General features: G+C 56.1%; 25 protein-coding genes, 1 other RNA gene and 1 riboswitch. Of the genes, 14 read left to right on the top strand and 12 right to left on the bottom strand.

Features of this window, described 5'->3' with window-relative positions; translation table 11 throughout:
- Positions 1–27: 27 nt before the first annotated feature.
- Positions 28–789, bottom strand: coding sequence for a DUF1013 domain-containing protein (locus ACR0MQ_RS11625; RefSeq protein ID WP_170476161.1), 762 nt, complete (start codon positions 787–789; stop codon positions 28–30).
- Positions 790–919: 130 nt separating this feature from the next.
- Between ACR0MQ_RS11625 and ACR0MQ_RS11620 the strand changes: the two genes are divergently transcribed.
- Positions 920–1,561, top strand: a complete 642-nt coding sequence (locus ACR0MQ_RS11620) for a ribonuclease T2 (protein WP_170771479.1) — start codon at positions 920–922, stop codon at positions 1,559–1,561.
- Here ACR0MQ_RS11620 and ACR0MQ_RS11615 read toward each other — a convergent pair.
- Positions 1,558–2,046, bottom strand: coding sequence for a hypothetical protein (locus ACR0MQ_RS11615; protein WP_170545130.1), 489 nt, complete (start codon positions 2,044–2,046; stop codon positions 1,558–1,560). The two genes, ACR0MQ_RS11620 and ACR0MQ_RS11615, sit on opposite strands and share 4 nt — an antisense overlap.
- A 149-nt stretch (positions 2,047–2,195) precedes the next feature.
- Here ACR0MQ_RS11615 and ACR0MQ_RS11610 point away from each other — a divergent pair, with 149 nt between their 5' ends.
- Together ACR0MQ_RS11610 and ACR0MQ_RS11605 are read left to right on the top strand one after the other, a co-directional pair.
- Positions 2,196–2,534 (top strand): metalloregulator ArsR/SmtB family transcription factor, encoded by a 339-nt coding sequence (locus tag ACR0MQ_RS11610; RefSeq protein WP_170545127.1) that lies wholly within the window; start codon positions 2,196–2,198, stop codon positions 2,532–2,534.
- Positions 2,527–3,009 carry an SRPBCC family protein gene (locus ACR0MQ_RS11605; RefSeq protein ID WP_480608295.1) on the top strand — a complete coding sequence of 161 codons (483 nt, stop codon included), beginning with the start codon at positions 2,527–2,529 and terminating at the stop codon, positions 3,007–3,009. Before ACR0MQ_RS11610 ends, ACR0MQ_RS11605 begins: the two co-directional genes overlap by 8 nt.
- Positions 3,010–3,032: 23 nt before the next feature.
- Here the strand turns inward: ACR0MQ_RS11605 and recR are convergent, their stop codons facing one another.
- From recR to ACR0MQ_RS11590, 3 genes are all read right to left on the bottom strand, one after another.
- A complete protein-coding gene (recR, locus tag ACR0MQ_RS11600) occupies positions 3,033–3,626 on the bottom strand; it encodes a recombination mediator RecR (RefSeq protein WP_170771476.1) in 594 nt (197 codons plus the stop codon).
- A 64-nt stretch (positions 3,627–3,690) separates the two neighbouring features.
- Positions 3,691–4,035, bottom strand: coding sequence for a YbaB/EbfC family nucleoid-associated protein (locus ACR0MQ_RS11595; RefSeq protein ID WP_170545118.1), 345 nt, complete (start codon positions 4,033–4,035; stop codon positions 3,691–3,693).
- 200 nt (positions 4,036–4,235) lie between these two features.
- Positions 4,236–5,996, bottom strand: coding sequence for a DNA polymerase III subunit gamma/tau (locus ACR0MQ_RS11590; RefSeq protein WP_170771475.1), 1,761 nt, complete (start codon positions 5,994–5,996; stop codon positions 4,236–4,238).
- A 170-nt stretch (positions 5,997–6,166) separates the two neighbouring features.
- Here ACR0MQ_RS11590 and ACR0MQ_RS11585 point away from each other — a divergent pair, with 170 nt between their 5' ends.
- Positions 6,167–6,670: a phosphatase domain-containing protein gene (locus ACR0MQ_RS11585; RefSeq protein WP_170771474.1), complete on the top strand. Its 504-nt coding sequence runs from the start codon at positions 6,167–6,169 to the stop codon at positions 6,668–6,670.
- A 3-nt stretch (positions 6,671–6,673) separates the two neighbouring features.
- On the opposite strand, the gene ACR0MQ_RS11580 is transcribed toward ACR0MQ_RS11585, so the two are convergent.
- Complete coding sequence (locus ACR0MQ_RS11580; RefSeq protein ID WP_170771473.1) at positions 6,674–7,081, bottom strand: hypothetical protein; 408 nt, start codon at positions 7,079–7,081, stop codon at positions 6,674–6,676.
- A gap of 87 nt (positions 7,082–7,168) precedes the next feature.
- Positions 7,169–7,389: riboswitch (cobalamin riboswitch) on the bottom strand.
- Positions 7,390–7,510: 121 nt separating this feature from the next.
- Here ACR0MQ_RS11580 and ACR0MQ_RS11575 point away from each other — a divergent pair.
- Positions 7,511–8,368, top strand: a complete 858-nt coding sequence (locus ACR0MQ_RS11575) for an alpha/beta hydrolase family protein (protein WP_480608290.1) — start codon at positions 7,511–7,513, stop codon at positions 8,366–8,368.
- A gap of 34 nt (positions 8,369–8,402) precedes the next feature.
- Here ACR0MQ_RS11575 and rsgA read toward each other — a convergent pair whose 3' ends face one another.
- The 3 genes from rsgA to ACR0MQ_RS11560 form a co-directional block, all read right to left on the bottom strand.
- Positions 8,403–9,431 (bottom strand): ribosome small subunit-dependent GTPase A, encoded by a 1,029-nt coding sequence (rsgA, locus tag ACR0MQ_RS11570; protein ID WP_480608287.1) that lies wholly within the window; start codon positions 9,429–9,431, stop codon positions 8,403–8,405.
- Between the two features lie 158 nt (positions 9,432–9,589).
- Positions 9,590–9,688: signal recognition particle sRNA small type (ffs, locus tag ACR0MQ_RS11565), an RNA gene on the bottom strand.
- A gap of 39 nt (positions 9,689–9,727) precedes the next feature.
- Positions 9,728–11,644 carry a bifunctional 2',3'-cyclic-nucleotide 2'-phosphodiesterase/3'-nucleotidase gene (locus tag ACR0MQ_RS11560; protein WP_480608284.1) on the bottom strand — a complete coding sequence of 639 codons (1,917 nt, stop codon included), beginning with the start codon at positions 11,642–11,644 and terminating at the stop codon, positions 9,728–9,730.
- 137 nt (positions 11,645–11,781) lie between these two features.
- Here ACR0MQ_RS11560 and nudC point away from each other — a divergent pair, with 137 nt between their 5' ends.
- From nudC to ACR0MQ_RS11540, 4 genes are read left to right on the top strand one after another with little or no spacing between them, the layout of a single operon-like run.
- The gene (gene nudC / locus ACR0MQ_RS11555; RefSeq protein WP_480608281.1) at positions 11,782–12,765 is read left to right on the top strand and encodes an NAD(+) diphosphatase; all 984 of its coding nucleotides are present in this window, start codon (positions 11,782–11,784) and stop codon (positions 12,763–12,765) included.
- A 39-nt stretch (positions 12,766–12,804) separates the two neighbouring features.
- Positions 12,805–13,272: an SRPBCC family protein gene (locus ACR0MQ_RS11550; RefSeq protein ID WP_480608278.1), complete on the top strand. Its 468-nt coding sequence runs from the start codon at positions 12,805–12,807 to the stop codon at positions 13,270–13,272.
- A 14-nt stretch (positions 13,273–13,286) separates the two neighbouring features.
- Positions 13,287–13,772 carry an N-acetyltransferase family protein gene (locus tag ACR0MQ_RS11545; RefSeq protein WP_480608275.1) on the top strand — a complete coding sequence of 162 codons (486 nt, stop codon included), beginning with the start codon at positions 13,287–13,289 and terminating at the stop codon, positions 13,770–13,772.
- 37 nt (positions 13,773–13,809) lie between these two features.
- Positions 13,810–14,352, top strand: coding sequence for a chloramphenicol phosphotransferase CPT family protein (locus ACR0MQ_RS11540; RefSeq protein ID WP_480608272.1), 543 nt, complete (start codon positions 13,810–13,812; stop codon positions 14,350–14,352).
- A 13-nt stretch (positions 14,353–14,365) separates the two neighbouring features.
- Here the strand turns inward: ACR0MQ_RS11540 and ACR0MQ_RS11535 are convergent, their stop codons facing one another.
- Positions 14,366–15,199 carry a prephenate dehydratase gene (locus tag ACR0MQ_RS11535; protein WP_170476131.1) on the bottom strand — a complete coding sequence of 278 codons (834 nt, stop codon included), beginning with the start codon at positions 15,197–15,199 and terminating at the stop codon, positions 14,366–14,368.
- A 119-nt stretch (positions 15,200–15,318) separates the two neighbouring features.
- On the opposite strand from ACR0MQ_RS11535, the gene ACR0MQ_RS11530 reads away from it, so the two are divergent.
- The 5 genes from ACR0MQ_RS11530 to ACR0MQ_RS11510 all read left to right on the top strand — a co-directional run bounded on the left by ACR0MQ_RS11530 (position 15,319) and on the right by ACR0MQ_RS11510 (position 21,688).
- A complete protein-coding gene (locus ACR0MQ_RS11530) occupies positions 15,319–15,828 on the top strand; it encodes a c-type cytochrome (RefSeq protein ID WP_029621890.1) in 510 nt (169 codons plus the stop codon).
- A gap of 175 nt (positions 15,829–16,003) precedes the next feature.
- Positions 16,004–17,911, top strand: a complete 1,908-nt coding sequence (locus ACR0MQ_RS11525) for an extracellular solute-binding protein (protein ID WP_480608268.1) — start codon at positions 16,004–16,006, stop codon at positions 17,909–17,911.
- 1 nt (position 17,912) lies between these two features.
- Complete coding sequence (locus ACR0MQ_RS11520) at positions 17,913–19,007, top strand: microcin C ABC transporter permease YejB (protein ID WP_170476127.1); 1,095 nt, start codon at positions 17,913–17,915, stop codon at positions 19,005–19,007.
- Entirely contained in the window at positions 19,008–20,114 is a 1,107-nt protein-coding gene (locus tag ACR0MQ_RS11515) for an ABC transporter permease (protein ID WP_170476125.1), read from the top strand.
- Positions 20,111–21,688 carry an ABC transporter ATP-binding protein gene (locus tag ACR0MQ_RS11510; protein WP_480608264.1) on the top strand — a complete coding sequence of 526 codons (1,578 nt, stop codon included), beginning with the start codon at positions 20,111–20,113 and terminating at the stop codon, positions 21,686–21,688. The genes ACR0MQ_RS11515 and ACR0MQ_RS11510 overlap by 4 nt, the downstream gene beginning before the upstream one ends.
- A 22-nt stretch (positions 21,689–21,710) precedes the next feature.
- Here ACR0MQ_RS11510 and ACR0MQ_RS11505 read toward each other — a convergent pair whose 3' ends face one another.
- Both ACR0MQ_RS11505 and hemN read right to left on the bottom strand, forming a co-directional pair.
- Entirely contained in the window at positions 21,711–23,636 is a 1,926-nt protein-coding gene (locus tag ACR0MQ_RS11505) for an elongation factor G (RefSeq protein ID WP_480608261.1), read from the bottom strand.
- Between the two features lie 212 nt (positions 23,637–23,848).
- Positions 23,849–25,204 carry an oxygen-independent coproporphyrinogen III oxidase gene (hemN, locus tag ACR0MQ_RS11500; protein WP_170545074.1) on the bottom strand — a complete coding sequence of 452 codons (1,356 nt, stop codon included), beginning with the start codon at positions 25,202–25,204 and terminating at the stop codon, positions 23,849–23,851.
- Positions 25,205–25,263 lie beyond the last annotated feature (59 nt).

Below are 25,263 nucleotides of genomic sequence, written 5' to 3'. Positions count from 1 at the left end.
TTATTGGGTATCGGGGCCGTTAGCGTCTCAGGGGCGCAGATCGTCTTCGTCTTCTTCGTCGCCGCCACCTTTGGGCAGGTTGAAGAAGCTATCGGCATCAACGATTGGCTCATCGTCTTCTTTGTCTTCAGGCTCGTCGGACAGCGAGAACGTCTCTAGGCCTTCAATCGCGGTCGGGATCTTTGGTGCAGAATCCATTTCCAGCGATTGCTCGGTCGACACCAGCTTGCGACGCTCATCATCGCTCATAACGCCGCCTTCAGCAGCTTTCTTGGCCGCAGCCTTCTGCACGATGGCATCCAGTTCGGACTGTTTGCACAGACCCAGAGCAACCGGATCGATTGGCTGCATGTTCGAGATGTTCCAGTGCGTCCGCTCGCGGATCGACTGGATGGTCGGCTTGGTGGTGCCAACCAGCTTGGCGATCTGACCATCGCTGAGTTCCGGGTGGAACTTGACCAGCCACAGGATCGAGTTCGGACGGTCCTGCCGCTTGGACAATGGGGTATACCGCGGGCCGCGGCGCTTTTCTTCGCCCGAAGCGGCTGGGTTGAACTTAAGTTTCAGCTTGTGCAGCGGATTGTTCTGCGCGGTATCAATCTCTTCCTGAGTCAGCTGGTTGTTGGCAATCGGGTCAAATCCTTTGACACCAGCAGCCACATCACCATCCGCGATGCCCTGCACCTCCAGCTCGTGCATCCCTACGAAATCCGCGATCTGCTTGAAGCTGATCGTGGTGTTGTCCACCAGCCATACGGCGGTTGCCTTGGCCATAAGCGGTTTTGCCATCAGCCCGTCTCCTATAAATACATCTGTCCCGTCGCCGGAATGCGGCGGCCCCGAGGCTTTGGGGCAGGTTTCCGTTGTCGGGGAACTTGGGGCTTATATAGTCGCGACAGCTAAAGAAGGGAAGAGGCGAATGCGCCAAGGTATTCTGGGGCTGGTATTGTGGTTCTTCAGCGCGATGGCAGCGCTGGCCGATGGCGAGCAAGCGGGAGAATTCGACTACTATGTCCTGTCGCTCAGCTGGTCACCCAACTGGTGCGCCCGCGAGGGGGATGCGCGAGGATCGGATCAATGCGATGCCCGGCACGATCACGGATGGATCCTGCACGGGCTATGGCCGCAATATCACCAGGGCTGGCCCTCTTACTGCCGCACGGTCGAGACTCCGCCATCACGCCGTATGACGCGGGAAATGGAGGACATTCAGGGCTCATCCGGGCTGGCATGGCATCAATGGAAAAAGCACGGAACCTGCTCGGGTCTGAGTGCGCCAGACTATTTTGCGCTGTCACGAAAGGCCTATGGAGGCGTCACGCGACCCGACGTGTTTCGTAAACTCGATGCGTCGGTCAAATTGCCTGCTTCGGTGGTGGAAGAAGCATTTCTCAAGGCCAACGCCAATCTGGAACCAGACATGATCACGATCACCTGCAAGCAGGGATATATCGAAGAGGTCCGCCTGTGCCTGTCCCGCGATCTCAAACCCATTCCATGTGGCCGGGATGTTATCCGCGACTGCACCGCCAAAGACGCCGTGTTTGATCCGATTCGTTAAAGCTTTTTGTTCTGGCAATCGCGCGCATATTCCAGCGCTTTGGCCGTGCCTTTCAGATCAATTGCCATGACAGTCTGACCCTCTGGGTTGTAAACGGTCATGGTCTTGTTCTGCGCAATCGAGGTGACGAAGCTCCGGTCGGTGAAGAACACTGTCGCGCCGGGCACGCGATCCTGTTTGAACCCGATGGCGGTGGCGTCAAAGCTCTTGCCGTCCAGATCAAACCGGATCGGATAGCTCTGCCCTGGTTTGATGTCGCCCCAAGCCTTGTTGTAAACGGTGAAATACCCACGATTGTCCAGCGCGTCATAGCCCAGCCGCACCACCGAGAGATCCTGATAGATCGTCTGGATCAGGCACCCATTTCCGAGGTTGGGGTCCATCATGATGTTCCAGCCTTCGACAAAGCCCTTGTCGATGAGTTCCTGCGACAGGGCGGCGGTGGCGCTGAAGGCGGCCAGGGTCAAGGCAAAAAGTCGAGACATCAGATCATTCCAAATCGTAAGTGATACTGACCCTTAGTAACCGCAAACCATTCTCTTCCAAAGAGAATTCGAGAGATTCAAACTGCAGAGTGATTCATCCTTTTATTTTACCAGTTGATTAATTAACCATATGGTTTATTAATGGGATTATGACTGACGACAAAAAATTGGATTTTGCATTTGCCGCTCTTGCGCACCCTGCGCGTCGTGCCATGCTGGCGCGATTGGCACAAGGAGAAGCAACTGTAAAAGAACTGGCCGAGCCGTTCGATGTAAGCATGCCGGCAATCTCTAAACATCTTCGTGTTTTGGAAGAGGCCGGGCTGATTGAGCGTTCAAGAAACGCTCAATTCCGACCCTGCAGACTAAACCCGGAGCCTTTGGAATCGATTGCAAACTGGACTGACCAATATCGTCATATTTGGGAGGTTCGGTTTGAAACGATGGAAAAACTACTTAGCGAAATAAAGGATTTGAATGATGAGTGACTCAGAAAACTGGGTGCGAATTGTGCAGGAATTCCAGGCTCCGGCGAACCGGATCTGGCGTATGTGGACCGATCCGGCGCTTTTTCAGAAATGGTATGGGCCCAAAGGGTTCTCAGTTCCAACTGCAGAGATCGATTTGCGTGTCGGAGGTATACGAAAGGTATGTATGGAAATGAAAACGCCGGATACCACCATGAGGATGTGGTTTACTGGCGTTTATAAAGAAATCTCAGAACCGTCCCGGTTGGTCTATACCGAGAGCATGTGTGACGAGGATGGGAATATTCTTTCGCCAAAAGATATGGGGATGCCCGAGGGAAGCCCAGACATAACCGAGGTGATTATTGATCTTCTCGAACAGGATGGTAGGACACGCATGACCATGGTCCATCGGGGTGTGCCTGCCGGAAGTGCAGGCGAAGGCGGATGGAAGCAAGCATTCGAGAAGCTGGGTGCTGTTCTCAATGAAAGATGATGCTTCGGCTTTGGTCTGACGGTCTAAAGTTCCTTCCTTGCCCTAAGCGCTGCTGTGATCGTCCCATCGTCCAGATAATCCAACTCACCTCCAATCGGGACGCCCTGCGCTAGGGAAGTCAGACGAACCTGTCCCTCCAACTGATCGGCGATGTAGTGTGCGGTGGTTTGGCCATCAACGGTGGCGTTTAGGGCGAGGATGATCTCGTTGATACCCTCGGCCAGAACCCGATCCTTTAGCCGAGGAATACGTAATTCATCCGGGCCAACGCCATCCAGTGCTGACAATGCGCCGCCCAAAACATGGTAGCGACCCTTGAAAACCCCGGCGCGTTCCATCGCCCAGAGGTCGGCGACGTCTTCTACGACGCACAGTTCCCCGGTTGCACGGTCTTCGCTATTGCAGATGTCGCAGATATCGGTTGTGCCCACATTGCCGCAGTTTAGGCATTCACGGGCAGTGACAGCCACCTGCTGCATGGCATCTGAAAGCGGCGTTAGAAGCAGGGCGCGTTTGCGGATCAGGTGCAGGACGGCGCGTCGGGCCGAGCGAGGGCCGAGGCCGGGCAGCTTGGCCATAAGGTCGATCAGATTGTCGATGTCGCTGTTCGAACTCACCGCGAAGCTCCTGCAAAGAGGCCGGGTAAGTAAGCCCCGGCCATTGATCCGTCAGGAGGGTGTATCAGAACGGCAGCTTGATGTCTGCGGGCAGACCCATGCTTTCGGTCAGCTTGGCCATTTCAGCCTGCGAGCGCTCCTGCGCCTTGGTCTGGGCGTCCTTGATCGCAGCGAGGATGAGATCCTCGACCACTTCCTTGTCATCGCCGTTGAAGATCGACGGGTCGATATCCAGACCTTTTAACTCACCCTTGGCAGTCGCGGTGGCTTTGACCAGCCCGGCGCCAGATTCACCGACAACCATCAGGTTGTTCAGCTCTTCCTGCATCTCGGTCATCTTGCTCTGCAAGTCCTGTGCAGATTTCATCATTTTGGCCATGTCACCCAGGCCGCCGAGTCCTTTAAGCATCGGTAATCTCCTGTCACTCGATTTGAGGCCTAGATACGAAGCGTAACCGCGCGACACAAGAGGTCAGGACACTCCCGCCCGTCGTCAAGACCTTTGACAAGACCTTTCCTCGGTTTGGCCCGGGCAGGATCGTCGGCGTCAGCCGAGGAGCCGTGGCGGCACGGGAGCACCTGGCTGAATTGAGGAGATCGCTTACAGGATCAGTCTTCCTCGAACGGATCCCATTCGTCATCTACTTCGGGCAGGGCTTCAGTTTCGACCTGAGCAGCGCGTTGCTCGGCTGTTTCGATGCTTCTGATCCGCGCTTTCGGGAAATGACTCAGAACCGCTTGCACCAGTGGATGCTTTTCCGCTTCGGCTTTGAGAGCCAGATCAGCAGCATCCCGAACTTCCGCAATTGTCGGAGCGTCGCCTTCTGAGACAATCGATACTGCCCAACGGTTACCCGTCCAGCGCTGCAGCGATGCACCCAACCGTTGAGATAGATCGGTCGGGGCATTGTCGGTCGGGGTAAATTCAATCCGTCCCGGTTGGTACGACACGAGGCGTACCCCGTTTTCGACCTCGACCAACAGTTTCACATCCCGGTTGGCACGGATTAATTCAACCATATGTTCAAAAGTGGGATACCGCGCTAGTGCTGCCTGTACGTCCTGAGCCAGAGCAGCACTCGGTCCGCCTGCATTCCCACCGATGGCTGAAGAGGTATAGGCCGGTCGGGCAGAGGCCTGTGGCGCAGGGCTCGCCTGGCCTGGCACTCCGATGCCCGATCCTGGCCCGCCATTGGGGGGTGGAGGTGCATCCTTTAAGCGCTTGATCAGTTCTTCCGGACTTGGCAGGTCGGCCACATGGGTCAGGCGGATCACAGCCATTTCTGCAGCCATCATGGCGTTGGGTGCAGCCGAGACCTCTTCCAGAGCTTTGAGCAGCATTTGCCACATGCGGGTCAGAACACGCATTGGCAGCGCTTCGGCCATCTGTTGGCCTCGGGCACGTTCGTCGGGTGAAACGGTTGGATCTTCGGCGGCATCAGGGGTGATTTTGACCACCGAAACCCAATGGGTGATCTCAGCCAGATCGCGGAGCACAGCCAGAGGATCAGCACCTTCTGCATATTGTCCGCTAAGTTCGGTCAAAGCACCGGCCGCATCACCGCGCAGGATCATGTCCATCAGATCCAGCACCCGACCCCGATCCGCCAACCCGAGCATGGCGCGCACCTGATCTGCGCTGGTTTCACCCGCACCGTGCGAAATCGCCTGATCCAACAGCGAGGTTGCGTCACGGGCGGATCCTTCGGCGGCTCGGGTGATTAGCGCCAATGCGTCATCGGCGATCTGTGCTTTCTCGGATTCAGCGATCTTGCGCAACAGGCCGATCATATCTTCGGGTTCGATCCGCCTCAGATCGAAACGTTGGCAGCGCGACAAAACCGTGACCGGGACCTTGCGGATCTCGGTCGTGGCGAAGATGAATTTCACATGCTCGGGTGGTTCCTCAAGCGTCTTGAGCAGCGCGTTGAAAGCGCTGGTCGATAGCATGTGGACCTCGTCGATAATGTAAATCTTGTAGCGTGCGCTGGCGGCACGGTAGCGGACACTGTCGATGATTTCACGGATGTCGTTCACACCAGTCCGGCTGGCGGCGTCCATCTCCATCACATCGACGTGGCGGCCTTCCATGATGGCTATGCAATGCTCGCACTGACCGCAGGGTTCTGTGGTGGGTTTACCTTCGCCATCAGGCCCGATGCAATTCATCCCCTTCGCGATGATCCGGGCTGTGGTTGTTTTACCGGTGCCACGGATGCCGGTCATGATAAAGGCCTGAGCGATCCGGTCCGCCTCGAACGCGTTTTTCAGTGTGCGTACCATCGCGTCCTGACCGACCAGATCGGCAAAGGTTTCAGGACGGTATTTGCGGGCAAGAACCTGGTAGGCGGGGCTTGGCGTATCGGTCATGTCTGCTCTGTCGGATTCGAGTTACGCCGCAGCGTAGAGGCCCCCGCTGCCCGCGTCCACAGCAAGCCGCGAGGATTTTCATTTTGGATTGCCGGCCGACGCGGTTAATATCGTACAGTCTAAGACCAGCCAGAAAGATTTTCTGATCAGCGTTTCGGGGGGAGCGTAGAATGGCTCAGATTGTTATCCATGCACTTCAAGTGGGCGGGGGCACGCTTGCGTTAACTTCAATGCCAGGGCGAGGAGGAGACTATTCCGGTGATCTTGATGCGGTTACCGGATGGAAGCCCGGCCTTATTCTGTCAATGACTACCGAGGTCGAGATGATCCTTGATGGCGCCAGGGATTTTGGGGCCGATGTTCGCAGCCGCGCTTGTCGCTGGGTTCATCTGCCAGTCGAGGATTACGGTATACCCTCCGACGACATTGATATGCGCTGGGTGGATGCCAGCGAGTCCGCTCGCCACGCATTATCGGGTGGAGGCCGGGTACTAATCCACTGCAAAGGCGGATGTGGCCGCTCTGGTATGGCTGTATTACGCTTGATGGTCGAGTGTGGAGAGCACCCGGACGAGGCATTGAAAAGGTTGCGAGCGATACGCCCATGTGCAGTTGAAACCGACGCGCAGCTGCGCTGGGCGACTGCGCCTGCCAGTGTCTTGGTAGCCGAATAGCGATCAAGCCGACGGACGGTATTCAGCCTGCGCCCGAGTACTTCCGCCCAGGGTTAACACTTCCAGCATCGCGCAAGGCGGTCGGGACAAGGTGCCTGCAGGGATGGGGTGCGAGTCCGTGCCAAACATCAGGTCTGCATAGCTGTCCAGATGGTCGATCGCGACGTCTGAATCCGCATCACAGAACACTCGGGTTTCTTCGGGACCGGAGCGAAATCGGGCGGTGCACCCACTAGCGCAATGAGTCAAATCGCAGCTTCCTTCGATTCCGAATCCTGCGGTGGTAGTGGGGCCAGCTTTTCCAACCGAAGTGGCCAGTGCCCGTGCCATTCGTGCCAAAGCGGGGCAGTTTTTCCCGGTCCGTTGGCAAATTGTTGCCGAGAATTTATGCGTGTTGGTCTTCCAGATCATTCATGCGCCCTCCGCGCAGGGCAGGGGCATCAATCAGGAGGGACAGCATGCATGCGGTCTTGCCCTGCCCGGACACCCCGCCCGAGTTTCAGTTTCGATTTGATGGCAGGTCTCCTGACTTGCGGGTCATTGCTTTGCCGACCTTCCCGACCTTCAAGGCCAGTGGCATTTCGACATCGCTCTCCGCTTACAGTTGCGGGGGCAGTCTCGGACTGGGTTCGTTCCGGTTTTATCCGGGCAGAACCGCACCGTGTTCCCTTTTCATCCCGGCCCAGTTGGGCGCGAGAACCATCACGTCATCGCTAGCGGTACAATCGTTCGGGAGTCAAGAAGATTGATGATGGCATGTGACGCACGGTCCAGCCACGTCAACCTTGACTCGGCGCGCCTTGGGTGAACTGATCGGTTCAGTTGATTTCAGAGGGCACCATGTTGGACACACAGCAAGCGGTTGTCACCGAGGACATTCAGTTTCAGTCCGGCCCGGCAATACTGTCGGCACGGCTCTATCACCCTGTCGCAAAACCAGACAAAGTTGTTGTGATCAACGGCGCAACCGGTGTGCCCAGAGATTACTACCAGCATTTCGCAAGTTGGCTTGCAAAAGCGCACGGCATGGCCTGCCTTACCTATGACTACAGGGATTTTGGTCACTCTCTGACAGGCTCACAAAAGCAATCGCGTGTCACCATGGCGGATTGGGCGCTGATCGACATTCCGGCTGCACGGACCGAAATGCGGCGGAGGTTTCCACAGGCTAAGCTTTGGAGTATCGGGCATTCTTTGGGCGGGATGTTTGGTCCGGTCCAACCCGATATCGATCAGATCGACAGGATGATCTGTGTCTGTTCCGGTCTGGTAACGCTGAAGGATCATCCTTGGCCTTACCGCGCTTTGGCGACGTTGTTCTGGTACGGTCATGCGCCCCTGGCGGTAAATGCGCTCGGGTATTTGCCTGGGAAGGCTTTGGGTTTTGGAACAAATCTGCCTTCCCAAGTTTACTGGCAATGGCGCAAATGGTGCACAGCGCCCCAAAGCTATGTACCCGAAATCGGAGATACCTTGCCGGCTAACCGCTGGGCCGACATGGGCAGGCAAGTTGACATATTCGCCTTTGAGGATGATCAGGTTGTGCCCCCCCAGGCGGTTTGGCGGCTTGCCGATCTCTATGTTTCAGGTGCGCGGCGCCATCTGCTTTCGGCAAATGAATTCGGGTTATCCGAAGTCGGCCATATCGGCGCGTTTGCCCGGCGAAACGCTGCCGTTTGGCCCCGGTTGATCTCCTGAAAAGCTGGGCACCGGTAACCGGTGCCCAGAAAGGTCAAAGTCCCTTGCGGGATTTTTTCTCGTGCATCACGCTGCGCACCATTTTTCCAAACGCTTTATCGCGTGAGCGTGCCTGCGCCACCGAAGCCGAATTGTGCTGATCTTCGCGACGCAGCTTGCGCCATCGGTCCAGCCGTGCGGGATCAAGTGCCCCGGTTTCGATTGCAGCCTGTATCGCACAGCCGGGCTCGGTGTTGTGCTGACAATCTGAGAATCGACAGTTCATGCTCAGGTCCGAGATATCAGAGAACACCTCGTCCACACCCTCTTGCGCGTCCAACAGGCGTAACGCACGCATGCCGGGTGTATCGATCAACCAACCTCCGTTGCTCATTCGATGTAGCGCACGCGCTGTTGTTGTGTGCCTGCCACGCGCATCATCTTCGCGAATGCTTGCGGTGGCTTGATCCTGCCCGGTCATCCCGTTGGTGAGTGTCGTCTTGCCAACGCCAGAAGATCCGACCAGGGTGCTGGTCTGTCCTTTCGGGCACCACGACAGGACCTGTTCGATATCGGACTGATCCAAGGCATTTACGGCCAAAACTGTCAGAAACGGGGCCAGTGACTGGGCCTGTTCGACATAAGCAATAGCGTTGTCGCAGGTGTCCGACTTGGTCAGAACGATCACCGGATAGCTGCCTGCCTGATGGGCCAGCGCAAGATAGCGCTCTAGTCGGGGCAGGTTGAAGTCGGCATTGCAGGAACTGACGATGAACAGCACATCCACATTGGCCGCGATTAACTGTGCTGCGACGCCTGTGCCCGCAGCCCGGCGCTGCAGCAGGCTGCGCCGTTCCAGAACACTGCGTATGCGTTTGTTTTCATCGGTCAGCACCCAATCTCCGACGGCAAAAGCACCAGTTGGTTGGTCTGGACAGAGTAGGGGAGTCTCGCCTTCTGGACTCAACCCGATCAACCGATCCCGGTGAACGGCTGCGATGCGAAAGGGGAGAAGAGACGGCTCAGCCGCATGCTGAGCTGCAAAATGAGAGGACCATCCGAGGTCCGATAAGGAAAGTGACATGTGTCTGCCTGTAATCAGAAACAACAATCCTGTCGAATGGCGAACGCGCATTCGCAGGTGAGGTATTCAGGCAGTCAGCTGGAAAAAAGAATCAGAACCGGTCTGCCCGAAGGGTCATTGCTACAATCATAAACACCCTCCTACGGCTAATGGGTTCAAAGTGAGAGGTTGGACATCGACCCAAGCGGGGCTCGTTGTGGCTGCTTCCTTCCGGACCTGACCAGGTTGGCGAGGCGCTCGCCCGCGCCAACCTCTCGAACATCGATATAGGCCTCCGGCTGTAAAATGGCAACCCGTCAGAAGGTCAGATGAATACGCATAAACCCATCGGTATCACGGGGCAGTATCTGGGGATCATAATCCGCCAATTCTTCCAGGTATTTGTCCGCGCCGGGACCGGTGGTCAGAATTGCTCCACGGCTTTGGGTCGGCACAAACGAAAACGGCTGAGGAGCTTGTTCCAGTGGGTCGAGGGGTGATCTTCCTGAGATGTAATCGCACAGGATTTCGTGAATGCGCAGCGACGGCAGGTTTATCTGATCTGCTTGAAAGTCGACAGGAAAATGACCGCCCCCGCTGGCGCGATAATTGTTGAGTGCAACAACAAACCTTTGATCGGGGGCGACAGGCAACCCTTGAAATGTAAGATCGCGAACGCGGCTATGGCCGGGATCTGTGATCCGTCCGGTTGCATCGAAACGAGCGGGTTGAGACAGGTCGAACCGGCAGGTCACGCCATGCAGTACATCAAAATAATACCCCGCCCGCAGAGGATCGATGAGGTTGACGGGATCATTCAGCGAAAGCTGATTGAACAGTCCGGCGGACATCTCAAGCCAGTCACGAACCTGTTCCCCGGTGATCAAAGTGGCGCGCAACTCGTTTGGAAACACGCACAGATCAGCCACATTGCGTACCGAAATTCTTCCCGCCGGGACATCGGTATAAAATCGAGTGCCTGCGCGGCCTCCGAATTTGGTCGGGGCGGCGGCTGACAGGACGGGATAGTCTGCCCATTCAGTACTCAATAGGTACGGCCGAAGCGCTGCAGCTTGAGCGCTTGCGATAAGCGCCAACCCACGATCAGGGGCGCAGAACGAAAAATAGCTGTGTAAAGGGTGTGGGACATTGCCGACGGGCTTGGCTGCGCGGACGCGTGTTGCTGTGTGGCCTTGGGCAAACAACTGCGCCAACTCCGGGCAATCGGTCACCGACGATTTTGCTTGATTGACTGCGCGTAATTCGGCTTCGCTCTTGATGATGTGCCAGCCGTCAATATCTCGACCCAGTGTCAAATCAATGAGGCCGAGGTGTGAGCCTCCCCAACCCGGCATCACCACCGGTTTGCCATTTACAAGTCCGCGATTGCTGTCGACATGTTTCAAACCGACATGCGCCGCGCTCGGCAGAGTCAGGTGTGTATGGCCAGCAACGATTGCATCAATGCCTGTCAGAGCCGCAAGCGGAACAACGGCATTTTCCAGTTCTGGCTGTGCCTCTGCCGAACCGAGGCCTGAATGAGCCAGCGCGACGACCAAATCGCATCCATCTTTGCGCAGTTCTGCTGCTGTACGTTGTGCTGCGGTTAGGATATCGGCAATTTGCACGTCATCCCGCAGCATATGCGCCTCCCACCGCGCGGTCTGAGGTGGCAGGACAGAAAGAACACCTATGCTAATAGGAACATCTTCTCCACCGATACTGATTGTGCGCTGCAGAATTGCTTGGGACACCCAGCCCTGTTCGGAAGTGTTGCTTTTCATGTTGCTGCAAACAACCGGACACTCGAACTGACCTGTGATGCGATTGATGAACTTTAGTCCAAATCCAAAATCGTGGTTGCCCAATCCGACTGCATCATACCCCAGGATATTGAACGCCTTGGGCAAAGGGTGTTGGGCCGGCATGGCTTCGGCCGCCCAGTCGCCAAACGGGGTACCTTGCAGGCTATCGCCATTGTCGAATAGCAAAACCAGCGCCCCGTTGCGTTCCGCCTGTTCTTGGGCGACCCGGATCATGCTTGCGGTGCGGGCGAGGCCGACATCAGGATCGGGGCGATCGGCATAATAGTCGTATGACGTCATGTGCATATGAAGATCAGAGGTCGCCAGGATCCGAAGGTGCGCGCGACCTTTGAAATCTCGATTTTGAGGCGGGAAAACTTCGGCTTTCAATATTTTTACTTCTGGATGATTGTGTAACGCAAACTTCACTATGAGTTGTATTTAGTGCAAATTCCGAGGCATTGCTGCGGTCTTTCGACGGCGTAAGAAATATTGATCTGTGAATACCCCGTTGCACCGGTGGTCAAGACATGGCAGCCCTTTGCGCAAATACAGGAATGACAGGCATGAAACGCGCAGAACAGGTAACTTTTGGCGGCTCTGGGCTGGACCGGGCAGGATTGCTGCGAGGCGATGCGGACAAATTGGCGCAGGCCCATGCTGACCCATCAGCGACATGTGTTCTGCTGTGGCGCGGCAAAATTTTGGCTAAGGGTGACGCTGTGGATCAGTTGGCGCTGCTCCCCATGTCCCATGATATTCTCAAAAATGGTCCAGGTGGCGTGATCGAAATGCCCGTACTGCTTGGGGGTATGGACGACGGATCGCCACTATTTGCCTTGGATATATCTGATTGGGCGGCCGAGGGGCTAGACCTCTCTGCCGTCGGGCAGTTTGTGGATGGTAGCGAACAACAGCACCCCGACCTGCCCAAAGGACATGTGTTTGTCGAGCTACGCCGGATCATGGCACGGCTGAATCCGCGTGATGCAGAGTTGGCAGCAACCGCCAAGGCGGTGATCGGCTGGCATGAAACGCATCAGTTTTGCGCCCAGTGCGGTGCACATAGTGAGATGGTTCAAGCTGGATGGCAACGCAGCTGCCCTTCCTGTGGCGGGCAGCATTTCCCGCGCACAGATCCGGTTGTTATCATGCTGATAACGAACGGAAATTCTGTTCTGATGGGCCGTTCTCCTGGCTGGCCTGAGGGGATGTATTCACTTTTGGCGGGCTTCGTTGAACCCGGCGAAACGCTCGAAGCCGCAGTACGGCGCGAGGTGATGGAAGAAGCCGGAGTACCCGTGGGCGAGGTGCGCTATCTTTCCAGCCAGCCTTGGCCCTTTCCTGCATCCCTGATGTTTGGCTGTGCAGGCGAAGCCCTTTCGCGCGATATTCAGATCGACCCGGTTGAAATCGAAGATGCGATGTGGGTCACCCGGACCGAGATGATGCAGGCCTTTGCCGGGGACCACCCCAAGCTCCTGCCAGCCCGAAAGGGCGCGATTGCACATTTTTTGTTGCAACACTGGCTTGCAGACACACTGGACTGACGAGAAACTGGACTCAATCAAGGGTAGAGTAAAACGAACATGCAGTTTTCAGCGCAGGAAGATATCGAATTACCGATTGATACGGTCTTCACCATGATTTCTGATTTCGAGCGCTTTGAACGCATGGCCTTGCGGCGCGGGATTGAAGTGAGGAGAATCGCAGATTCTGCGGTGCCACAGACCGGAACCGCATGGGAGACCGAGTTCAAGATACGCGGTAAACCACGTCAGATTGCCATAGAGATGACGGAATATGACAGCCCGTCTCTGATGCGCTTTCAATCCAGTAGCAAGGGAATGAACGGTGATACGGTTGTCGAGCTTTTGGCACTGTCTCAACGTCGGACACGTTTGCGGATCGAAACATCGCTGGGCGCAAAAACCCTTCCCGCACGGCTATTGCTACAGTCTTTGAAGCTCGGGCAATCCAGGTTCCGCCGACAGTTTCAGACGCGGCTCAGTGAATTTGCGCGGGACATGGAAGAACGGCACCTGCATGGTGCCTGAATATGAGGGAGTCGATGAGCAGATTGGATCAACCGATCATCCGCGAAGCTGTTGAGGCTGATGCTGATGGAATTGCCAAGGTGCTGACTGAGCTCGTGGCTGCCGGTAAGCGAAGCAAAGACAGCAACGCTGCTTTTGCTTTGGGGCATTACATCAGCGATCCCGAACGTATTCGGTGTAGTGTTGCTGTCACGCCGAACGGAGAAATTTTGGGATTCCAATCGCTGAAACTTGCCACCGAAAACAACCTCTATGAGGTTGCGGTCGGCTGGGGCATCATCGGCACACATATTCGGCCGTCTGCTGCGCGACGCGGTGTGGGGCGGGCACTATTTGAATCGACGCTTGAGGCCGCTCGGCATAAGGGTCTACCTGCTATCGACGCGACGATTGGGGCTGCCAATCCCGAGGGGCTTGGGTACTATGAAGCTATGGGATTTCGAGAATATCGCCGGATGGAAGGTGCAGTATGCAAGATCTTTCATGTTCCCAAAGTCTGAGCCTGGAAACACCCAAACGATAAGCCCGCCCTAAAATATGTCGCAGATCATCTTTCTTCACGGTGCATCCAGCAGTGGGAAAACGACACTGGCACAGGCATTGCAAAGGGCGGCAGAGGTGCCATTTTGGCACATCTCGATTGATCATCTTCGGGACACTGGCGTTCTGCCCATGCGGCGCTTTCAAAGCAGAGAATTCGATTGCTCGATCGAGCGTGGCAAGTTCTTTGATGGTTTCCATGCGTCTTTGGCGGCCTATGCAAATGCAGGAAACAATCTGATCATTGAACATATTCTGGATACGCCTGAATGGGCAGAAATGCTAAAGCGGCATCTGGCAGGTCATGATGTATTGTTTGTGGCTGTGCATTGCCCCACCGACCTCCTAATCGAAAGAGAAATGGCGCGCGGTGACCGCGAACAAGGCAGCGCGGTGAGTGACCAACAGGTCATTCACATAGGCAGGGTCTATGATCTGAAAGTCAATTCGATGGATGACATCGATGGGAATGTCGATCTCATCCTCGATGCTTGGCGCAATGGGACGCGGAGCTCTGAGTTTGCCCCGCAGGAGGGGTAGCGACAGCGAAATGTTACCCGCGGGGCTGCGCCGCCGGGTAGACGCCAAGCACCTCAACATTGGTGGTGAAATGCTCTAGTTCATCCATCGCCAATTTTACATTGCGATCATCCGGGTGGCCTACGATATCCGCATAGAACTGCGTCGCAGTGAATGAGCCGTCGACCATGTAGCTTTCCAGCTTGGTCATGTTGATGCCATTGGTGGCAAATCCACCCATTGCCTTGTATAGCGCGGCCGGGATGTTACGGACCTGAAAGACGAAACTGGTGATCATTCCATGTTCGCCACGACGCGAATCGTCTACCTCTCGCGACATCACTAGAAACCGAGTCGTATTATCTCCCTGATCTTCAATATGTCGCGCCAATACGTTGAGGCCGTAGATTTCGCCTGCCAGTTCACTGGCCAAAGCTGCGGAATGCTTGTTACCAGCCTCAGCAACTTCTCGCGCGGCGCGGGCATTGTCAGGGCTGACCCGTCCGCGAATTCCGTGCTCTCGCAGAAATCCTGCGCATTGTGGCAGCAAAACAAGGTGTGAATGCGCTTCGGTGATGTCTTCCAACTTGGCGCCGGGTACGGAAAGCAAATTGATATGCACCCTCACAAATGCCTCATCGATAATATGCAGCCCGCTATGGGGAAGCAGGCGGTGGATATCCGCGACGCGGCCATAGGTGGTGTTTTCAACCGGCAACATTGCCAGATCAGCTTCGCCCGAACGCACCGATTCGATCACATCTTCGAATGTACGGCAGGGCAGTGCGTCCATATCCGGGCGCGCGTTGCGGCAAGCCTCGTGGCTATAGGCGCCGGGTTCTCCCTGAAATGCGATGCGATTGGTCATTTGGTCGTTTCCGTGCAACAAGTTCTTGAATTGGGCGTTTAGTCGCGGTGTCTATACCTTGCCTCTTGTCAGGGGAAGCCTTAGACACCCGGAAGACAGCTAAAGTGGACTCGCGATCAATGTTCGACACGATGACAGTTACCAAGGCCGCAGCAGGCCTGTTTGGCACCTTCCTGGTGCTGCTTCTGGCAAAATGGGGGGCGGATGTCCTCTATAGCAGTGATAGCCATCATGCCGAGGCTGCCTACGTTATCGAATCCGAAAGCTCGGGCGAAAGTGCCGACGGTGAAGAGGTGGTCTTCGAAGAGATTCTGGCAGCAGCCGATCCTGAAAAAGGAGCAAGAGTGTTCCGTAAATGCACCGCTTGCCACAAATTGGAAGACGGCGCGAACGGAACTGGCCCCTACCTGTACGCTATCGTAGATCGCCCTGTGGCTTCGGCAAAAGGGTTTACCGGCTATTCTGCAGCTATGCAGGCACATGGCGGCAACTGGACGCCTGAAGCGCTTGATGCCTTCCTTACCCGACCCAGCAGCTATATCTCGGGCACCTCGATGAGCTTTGCGGGCCTGAAAAAACCACAGGATCGCGCCGACTTGATTGCTTACCTGCAGACCATCGGCAACTGATCTTTTGATCATTACGCAAGAATTCAAAGCCGCTGCGCCAAGCAGCGGCTTTTATTTTTTACGTGAGAAAAACTTCACAAAGCGCTCACGCATTCTAAACTTGCAACTGACAGTGCTGGACCTTTAGCTGGCTGGCACAACAATGAAGATGACAGATATTCAGAGGACGAGCCCAATGAAACCCCTTCTGCCTGCGATGCGCTTTACTGGAATTCATTCTTGGACTGCGGCGTTAGGAATTTCGGCAGTGGTTGTTTTCGGGGGTATTCAAGCCAGCGCGAGCGAGGATGGTATCACTCGAACCCACGGCTATTCTTACTTTGGAAACCTGGATTACCCGGCGGATTATCCGCACCTGAATTATGTCAATCCCGATGCGCCAAAAGGTGGAGAGCTGTCGCTGGCGGGATCAGGTACGTTTGATTCCCTGAACCCCTACTCGCGAAAAGGTCGCGCGGGCGCGTTGACGACGATTCAATATGACCCGCTGATCGAAAGCACATCAGACAGTGTTGGCCAATACTACGGTGTTGTCGCCGAAAGCATGGAGTATGACGAAGGCCGCAACTACGTGATATTCCATTTGCGCCCCGAGGCGATGTTCTGGGATGGAACCCCAGTGACGGCCGAGGATGTAGTCTATAGCCACCGCCTGTTTATCGAGCAGGGCTTGCCATCTTATGCACAGGCAGTCGGTCGGATGGTCACGGGTGCCGAAGCGCTGGATGATCACACCGTCAAATTTACCTTCAGCCCGGATGTCACACGTCGTGGGCTAATCGAAACAGTTGGTTCAACTCCGGTCTTCTCGAAGGCTTGGTTTGAAGCTGATGAAAACCGCCGCCTTGATGAACCTCGCCTTGAGGTCGCCGTAGGGTCCGGCCCGTACAAGCTGGACAGCTACGACATCAATCGCCGCATCGTTTACAAGCGTCGTGATGACTATTGGGGCAAGGACTTGCCGATCAATGTTGGTCGCAACAATTACGACATCATTCGGATCGAATATTTCGCTGATCAAACTGCCGCATTTGAGGGTTTCAAGGCTGGTGAGTACACCATGCGTGTCGAAAGTGATCCGAAGCAGTGGGCCTCGAGTTACGATTTCCCGAAGCTCGACGAAGGGTATGTTGTGCAGGATGAGATCGTTGACGGAAGTCCTCCGACACCATCTGGGTTTGTGTTCAATCTGGGAAAACCGCAGTTTGCCGACAAGAATGTGCGCAAAGCACTAGCGCTGGCGTTTAATTTCGAATGGGCAAATGAGTCGCTGATGTTCGGACTGAACACGCCTCGGAATTCGTTTGTGCAAGGCACTCATCTCGAGGCGACAGGTGCGCCAGAAGGCGCGGAACTGGCGTTCTTGGAAACACTGGGCGATATCGTCCCGGCCGATGTCTTAAGCGAGCCCGCGCTTGTTGTTCATGAATCCAACCCGGCCCGCCTGAACGATCGTCGCAATCTGCGGAAAGCGTCGAAACTGCTGGATGAAGCCGGATGGCCGGTCGGTGAAGGCAATCTGCGCCGCAATTCCGAAGGGCAGACGCTGAAAGTGAATATTCCTTACGCGTCCAGTATTCCCACCTCGACTTCGACGATGATCGAGACCTACGTCCAGAACCTGCAGTCAATTGGTGTGGATGCTTCTGCAGAGAAAGTTGACCCCTCTCAGTTCACGCTGAGGCGTCGTGAGCGGGATTACGACATGGTGTATTCGAACCGATATGGCTCATTCCTATCCACCGGTGGCGGCCTGAGCCAGATGTATGGATCGGAAGAGGCTGCATTCAGCCTGTTCAACCCGGCGGGTCTTGCCAGCCCTCTTGTGGACGCGGTGATCGAAGCGTCCTTTGATACCACAAATCAGGCAGAGCAGGATGCCGCATTGATGGCGTTGGACCGTGTGCTGCGCTATGAGTTCTTTGTCATACCCGATGGGTATGTGGCGGACTACTGGACTGCTTACTACGACATGTATGAATACCCTGAAAATCTACCTCCATTCTCGCTGGGGTATCTCGATTTTTGGTGGATCAACCCTGAGAAAGAGGCTGACCTGAAAGCCAAAGGCGCACTGCGGTAACATGGGCGCCTATATTCTAAGACGCCTATTGCTGGTCATACCGACCCTTCTGGGCATCATGATCGTCAATTTCACGCTGGTGCAATTTGTGCCCGGCGGACCGATCGAACAGATCATCGCGCAGATCGAAGGTCAGGGCGATGTCTTTGCAGGATTCGCCGGTGGTGGCGATGCCGGGGCAGGCGCCGAACCTGCTGGAGGTGCCTTTGACGACAAATACGTCGGTGCGCGTGGGTTGCCGCCTGAGTTCATCGCTGAACTGGAAAAAGAGTTTGGATTCGACAAACCGCCACTCGAACGTTTTCTAGGCATGATGGGCAATTACTTGACGTTGGATTTTGGTGAGAGCTACTTCCGCTCGATCAGCGTGATCGATCTGGTGCTGGAAAAAATGCCCGTTTCGATATCGCTGGGTCTTTGGTCGACATTGATTGCTTATTTGGTTTCGATCCCGCTGGGTATCCGCAAGGCGATCAAGGACGGTTCAAGTTTCGACACTTGGACCAGTGGTGCGATCATTGTGGCATATGCGATCCCCGGGTTCCTGTTTGCCATTTTGCTGTTGGTGTTGTTTGCCGGTGGGTCGTATTGGCAGATATTCCCGCTGCGCGGCCTGACCTCGGACAACTGGGAAAGCCTCAGCCTGTTTGGCAAGATCGCCGACTATTTCTGGCACATCGCGCTTCCGATCATCGCGCTGACGATCTCGGCCTTTGCGACGCTGACACTGCTGACCAAGAACTCGTTCCTGGATGAGATCAAAAAGCAATACGTCATGACCGCCCGCGCCAAGGGTCTGAGCGAGCGCAAGGTGCTGTACGGCCATGTCTTCCGCAACGCGATGCTGATCGTGATTGCAGGGTTTCCGGCAGTGTTCATCGGCGTGTTCTTCGGTGGCTCGATCATCATCGAGACCATTTTCTCGCTTGATGGTCTTGGGCGACTGGGCTTTGAGGCCGCAGTGGCGCGCGACTATCCGGTGATTTTCGGTACGCTCTTCATCTTTGGCCTGATGGGTCTGGTTGTCGGCATCATCAGCGACCTGATGTACGTGCTGGTCGACCCGCGCATCGACTTTGAAAAGCGGGAGGGATAATTGGCACTTTCCCCTCTTAACCAGCGCCGCTGGCGCAATTTCCGGCGTAACGGCCGTGCCTTCTGGTCGCTGATCATCTTCTCGATCCTGTTTGGCCTCTCGCTGTTTGCCGAGTTCATCGCCAACGACAAGCCGATCCTGGTGAAGTACCGGGGCGAATTCTATACGCCGGTCTTCAACTTCTACGCCGAGACCGAATTCGGCGGCGATTTCCAGACCGAGGCGATTTATCGCGACCCCGAGGTCATGTGCCTGATCGACAGCGGAGGGCTAGATCAGTGTTTCGATGATCCTGAAGGGATTATCGAAGAGATTCAGGCTGGTACATTCGAGGCCGACGGCTTCGAGCGCGGCTGGGCTATCTGGCCACTGATCCCTTATTCCTTCAACACCAGCGTGGACCGACCGGGTGCTGCACCGCTGCCGCCCAATAGTCAAAACCTGCTGGGCACGGATGACACCAAGCGAGATGTGCTGGCCCGCGTGATATATGGCTTTCGCCTGTCGATCCTGTTCACGCTAATTGTGACCGGGGCTGCCAGTTTGATCGGCATCTTCGCAGGGGCCATTCAGGGCTTTTTTGGCGGCTGGCTCGATCTGATCTTTCAACGGATTATCGAAATTTGGTCATCAACTCCCTCGCTCTATGTGATTATCATCATGTTTGCCATTCTCGGCCGAAGTTTTTGGTTGTTGGTGGCTCTGATGATTCTCTTCGGTTGGACCGGGCTGGTTGGCGTTGTACGGGCTGAGTTCCTGAGGGCTCGAAATCTGGAATATGTTCGTGCCGCGCGCGCGCTAGGCGTGGGTAACATGACGATCATGTTCCGCCACATGCTGCCCAATGCGATGGTTGCCACGCTGACCTTCATGCCGTTCATCGTAACCGGCACGATTGGCGGACTGGCGTCGCTGGACTTCCTTGGTTTCGGCCTTCCGTCTTCGGCCCCATCGCTCGGCGAGCTGACCTTGCAGGCAAAACAAAACCTGCAGGCTCCGTGGCTGGCCTTCACCGCCTTTTTCACCTTTGCCATCATGCTGTCGCTGCTGGTCTTCATATTCGAAGGCGTGCGTGATGCGTTTGATCCCAGAAAGACCTTTTCATGAGCCTGCTGGATGTGAACAACCTCAAAGTCTCCTTCCGGCAGGACGGGCAGGTTTCTGCGGCGGTGAAAGGTGTGTCCTTTACCGTGGACCGGGGTGAAACGGTTGCTCTGGTAGGGGAATCGGGCTCAGGCAAGTCCGTGACCGCGCTCAGCACTGTGTCACTGCTGGGCGATAGTGCGATCGTCGAAGGCTCAGTCACCTATGACGCTCAAGAGATGATTGGCGCGTCCGAGAACAAGCTGATGGAAGTGCGTGGCAACGACATCAGCTTTATTTTCCAAGAGCCGATGACCTCGCTCAACCCGCTTCATACGATCCAGAAGCAGATGGCCGAGTCTCTAGCATTGCACCAGGGGCTGGCTGGTGATGCGGCGCGAAATCGGATTATTGAACTGCTGAACAAAGTTGGCATCCGAGACTCGGAAGAACGTTTGGACAGTTATCCGCATCAGCTGTCGGGTGGGCAGCGTCAGCGCGTGATGATCGCTATGGCGCTGGCCAACAAGCCGGACATTCTGATCGCGGATGAGCCCACGACAGCGCTGGATGTGACCATTCAGGCGCAAATTCTGGAACTGCTGGCTGAACTGCAAAAGTCTGAAAACATGGGAATGCTGTTCATCACCCATGACCTTGGCATCGTCCGGCGCATCGCCGACCGGGTCTGCGTAATGAAGGATGGTGAGATCGTCGAAACCGGCGTGACCTCCGAGATTTTCGACAACCCGCAGCATCCTTATACGCGCAAGCTGCTGGCGGCTGAGCCGTCAGGACACCCCGATCCGGTGGCAGCTGATGCCGAAGAGGTCGCGCGCACCGATCACCTGAAGGTCTGGTTTCCGATCCAACGGGGGTTTCTGAAACGTACAGTCGGGTATGTAAAAGCCGTCAATGACGCGACGCTCAGCGTCCGTGCCGGGGAAACGCTTGGAATCGTAGGCGAGAGTGGATCGGGCAAGACGACACTGGCCCTGGCCATGATGCGTTTGATCGCCTCCGAGGGCGGGATCACTTTCCGCGATCAGGACGTTCGCCGCTGGTCAACGCGTGAACTCAGACGGCTGCGCAAAGATATGCAGATCGTGTTTCAGGACCCGTTTGGCAGCCTCAGCCCCCGTATGACCTGTATGCAGATCATCGCCGAAGGGTTGGCTATCCACAATGTCGACCCCCATCGTGCCCCGCGTGAATTGGTGGCCGAAGTGATGACCGAGGTCGGGCTGGACCCCGCCGCGATGGACCGTTATCCACATGAGTTTTCAGGTGGGCAACGCCAGCGGATCGCCATCGCGCGCGCCATGGTGTTGCGGCCCAAGCTTCTGGTTCTGGATGAACCGACCAGTGCGCTGGACATGACCGTGCAGGTGCAGATTGTTGATCTGTTGCGGGACCTGCAAAGGAAGTACGGGCTGGCTTATCTGTTCATCAGCCACGACCTGAAGGTCGTGCGCGCGATGTCCCATAACGTCATCGTCATGCGCAACGGGGATGTGGTCGAGATGGGCGCAGCTGAGGATTTGTTCGAACACGCCCAAACCGACTACACGCGTGAATTGATCGCGGCAGCGGGCTGACGAGCAGCCCGCCCCCCTAGCCTCAGGCCATTTCCTTGTTCTTTGCAGAGGCAGGAATAGGGCCGCGCAGTTCTTCATAATGATCGAACTGCAGTTTGACCCAACCGGTGCCACGGGTGGCGCTGGCAAGGGTTCGGTGCAGTTCATCCTCGGCAACGGCCGGAAGCTGCGCGTTGAATATCTCCCAACCCGAAGCGTTCGGATTACCCTCGAAACCTAGCACCTGACCCTGCAAAGAACTGATCGTGGGGACTAGATCACCGACGAAGGTTGACGGCAGATGGATCTCGGCATTCAGGATCGGTTGCAGGACGACGGGTTTGGCCTCGGGTAGCGCTTCACGCACGGCGTTCTTGCCAGCGGTGCGGAAGGCATAGTCCGAACTGTCCACGTTATGGTGCTTGCCGTCGCTGAGCGTCACCTTAACGTCCACGACAGGGAAACCTTCAGGGCCTTCGACCAGTGCGTCCTTGGCCCCGTGTTCAACCGAAGGAATGTAGTTCCGGGGTACGGCCCCGCCTTTGACTACTTCTTCGAACTGGAACCCCGATCCGCGCGGTAGTGGCGCGATTGAGATCACCACATCAGCAAATTGACCTGCGCCACCGGATTGCTTGCGGTGGCGGTGACGATGATCGACTTTGGTGCGGATGGTTTCGCGATAGGCTGTTCCGGCGGCCTCGGCTTCAATCTCGATCCCAAAATCTTCGTCTAGTTTAGCTGTCACGCGGCGCATGTGTTGTGGGCCTTGCGAACTTAGAATGGAATGACCGCTTAACTCGTCCTGTTCCAGATGCAGTCCGGGATCGATTTCAACCAAACGGGTCAGCGCGTTCGACAGACGCACATCATCGCGTTCATGCGCGGGTGAGACAACCTGACGATGCGCAGCGGGATGCGAAGAGGCCCATTCCGGCAGCGGTGTAGCAGCAGCGCTGTCATATATGAAACCAGGGTTGAGATGATCGGATTTGACGGCCAGACCAATTTGTCCAGCCTCAAGCGCACCGATCTGGGTTTTGGCGTCGAGTGTGGTCAGGTTCCCAACGGTTTCACCGCCCAGAGGCTCGTGCGCTTTGACGCCATCGCCCAGTCCGCGCAATACGGTGATCTTACCAATATGCTTCTTTACATCCGCAAAGCCTGCGATGGCGCGCGCTGAATCTTCGGCCTCGTCCCTGTCTGCCGCGATGTTGAATTCCGGCGCCTCATGGCGCAGTGCTTTCATCAAGCGCGTCAGGCCATTGCCATGGCTGGCAGCACCCAGGCAGGCTGGGATCAGCTGGTGGTTCTGCAAAACCTGCGCAGCCAACTCGTAGACTTCCTCGCTGGGTGGCTGCTTGTCTTCGATCAGTTGCTCCAGCAAATGGTCATCAAAATCTGACAGGGTCTCGAGCAACTCGGTGCGCGCTTCCTGTTCGCGATCCTCCACCGATTGCGGCAGCTCGATCAAGGCTGAGGGCTGGCCTTCTTGATACTTCCACGCACGTTCCGAGATCAGGTCGACGGCCCCGATGATGTCTTCTCCTTCGCGAATCGGAACTTGACGCAAAGCGATGTGGTGACTGCAATAGGTCTGAAGCGCTGCTACGATGTCGCGTATGCGGCCATTGGGGCTGTCCATGCGATTGATGAAGAGGAAACTGGGAATACCTGCTTCCTCAACCAGTCTTAGATAAGGGGCACAAAGGACTGCGGCGTCCGGATCGGGGGGAACCACAACCACTGCTGCGTCTGAAATGGCCATCGCCGGGCCGACATAGGCCAGCGCATCGCCGCCTCCGTCCACGTCCACCGCGCACCACGGTTCGTCTAAATAAGAAAAACCGTGCAAATGCACGGTTCCGGAAACATCGAATGTTGTAGGCCGCCCGTCGAGGCGGCTGATCGCTTCGACCAAGGTGGATTTGCCCGATTGACTGGGGCCGAGGACGGTGAAAACGCGCATGAGTGCTGTCCCTGTTTCAGTTGCAACTTGGCTGCACGAAAAGGGCTGTCGAACGCATGCGCGTCGGCAAGAACTGTCTGCGTTTGCCTGCCTCAGGCTGTGAAGAGGCGGTCCTCTCCACCCCTTGAGTGTGGAGAAAACCAACGGCATGCGTCAAGCCCCCGTGCCGGTTTGGTAGGGTGGGTCGCGAAAAACGACCTACCAAAGAGTGTTCAGATCGCCGAACTGTGCCCAGCTTTGCTCAGGTCGTAGGCATCAAAGCTGCGCGCGATCATACGGGTAAGTGCGCGCGCTTCGAGCGGGATGAACAAGCCGTTTTCATCAACGCGCAGCAGTCCGTCAAAGGCTGCATTCGCCTTGGCGTACATCTGCTGCAGCTCAGCGGCCGAGATGTCGTAGTCGCGTAGAATCTCGTTCGAATTGATTTGGAAATCACACATCAGCGCCTCGATCAGGCGCGACCGCAGGATATCTTGACCTTTGAATAAGTGCCCACGCGACGTCGAGAACCGCCCTTCGCGAATGGCCTTCGTGTGGGCTGATGTTGCCGGAGCATTCTGCGCGTAGCCCTGCGGGAAACGTGAAATTGAGCTTGCGCCTAGGCCAATCAGGATCGGGGCCTGATCGTCCGTGTAACCCTGAAAATTCCGTTTCAGTCGGCCAGCGCGCAGCGCATGGGTCAGACCATCATCCTGTGTCGCAAAGTGGTCGATCCCAATTTCAGCGTAATTGTCCCACAGAAACAGTCGCCGGGCAGTTTCGAACAATTCCAGTCGCTGCTCTGGCGTGGGGAGCGCATCTGATGGAATCAGTTGCTGGCGCTTGGCCATCCAGGGCACGTGCGCATAGCCATAAAGTGCGACTCGATCCGGGTTCAGGGAAAGTAGCTTTTGCACGCTTTCGGTCATGCGCGCTTTGGTCTGGTGGGGCAGACCATATAGGATATCCGCGTTCAGGCTGGCAATTCCACGTGCGCGGATCATCTCGGCCGCTTTGCGAGTGGTATCGTAGCTTTGAATGCGGCCGATGGTTTTCTGGATTTCATCATCGAAATCCTGCACGCCGATCGAGGCGCGGTTCATCCCGGCCTCGGCCAGCGCATCCAATCTGGCTTCGTCGATCTCATTCGGATCTATTTCAACCGAGAATTCCGCATCTGGACCCAATGGGACAACCTCAAGAATCCGTCCTGCCAACTCGCGCATCAGGTCCGCATTCAACAGGGTCGGCGTGCCGCCACCCCAATGTAGCCGAGACAGCGTAACACCCTCGGGCAAACGCGCGGCCAGCAGGTCCAATTCGGCTTTCAGAACGTCCACATAGGCAATAACAGGGTTATCCGTCTGGGTGCCTTGGGTCCGGCAGGCGCAAAACCAGCACAGCCTGCGGCAGAAGGGTACGTGGATATAAAGCGAGATCGAACTGCCGGGGGCAATCCCGGAAATCCAGTCGGCAAACAAGTCAGCCCCCACGTCATTGCTAAAGTGGGGGGCGGTGGGATAGCTTGTGTAACGCGGTACTTTCGCGTCAAAAAGTCCAAGCCGTGCCAATTGAGGTTTCAGTGTCATGGCGATATGACTATAGCGGGAGGGCCCAGGGTACTTTGACCGAAATCAAATGGAAACGC

Source organism: Ruegeria sp. AN6 (assembly GCF_056540425.1).
The sequence above is the reverse complement of the archived record's forward strand: the minus strand, read 5'-3'. Positions and strand labels throughout refer to the sequence as shown.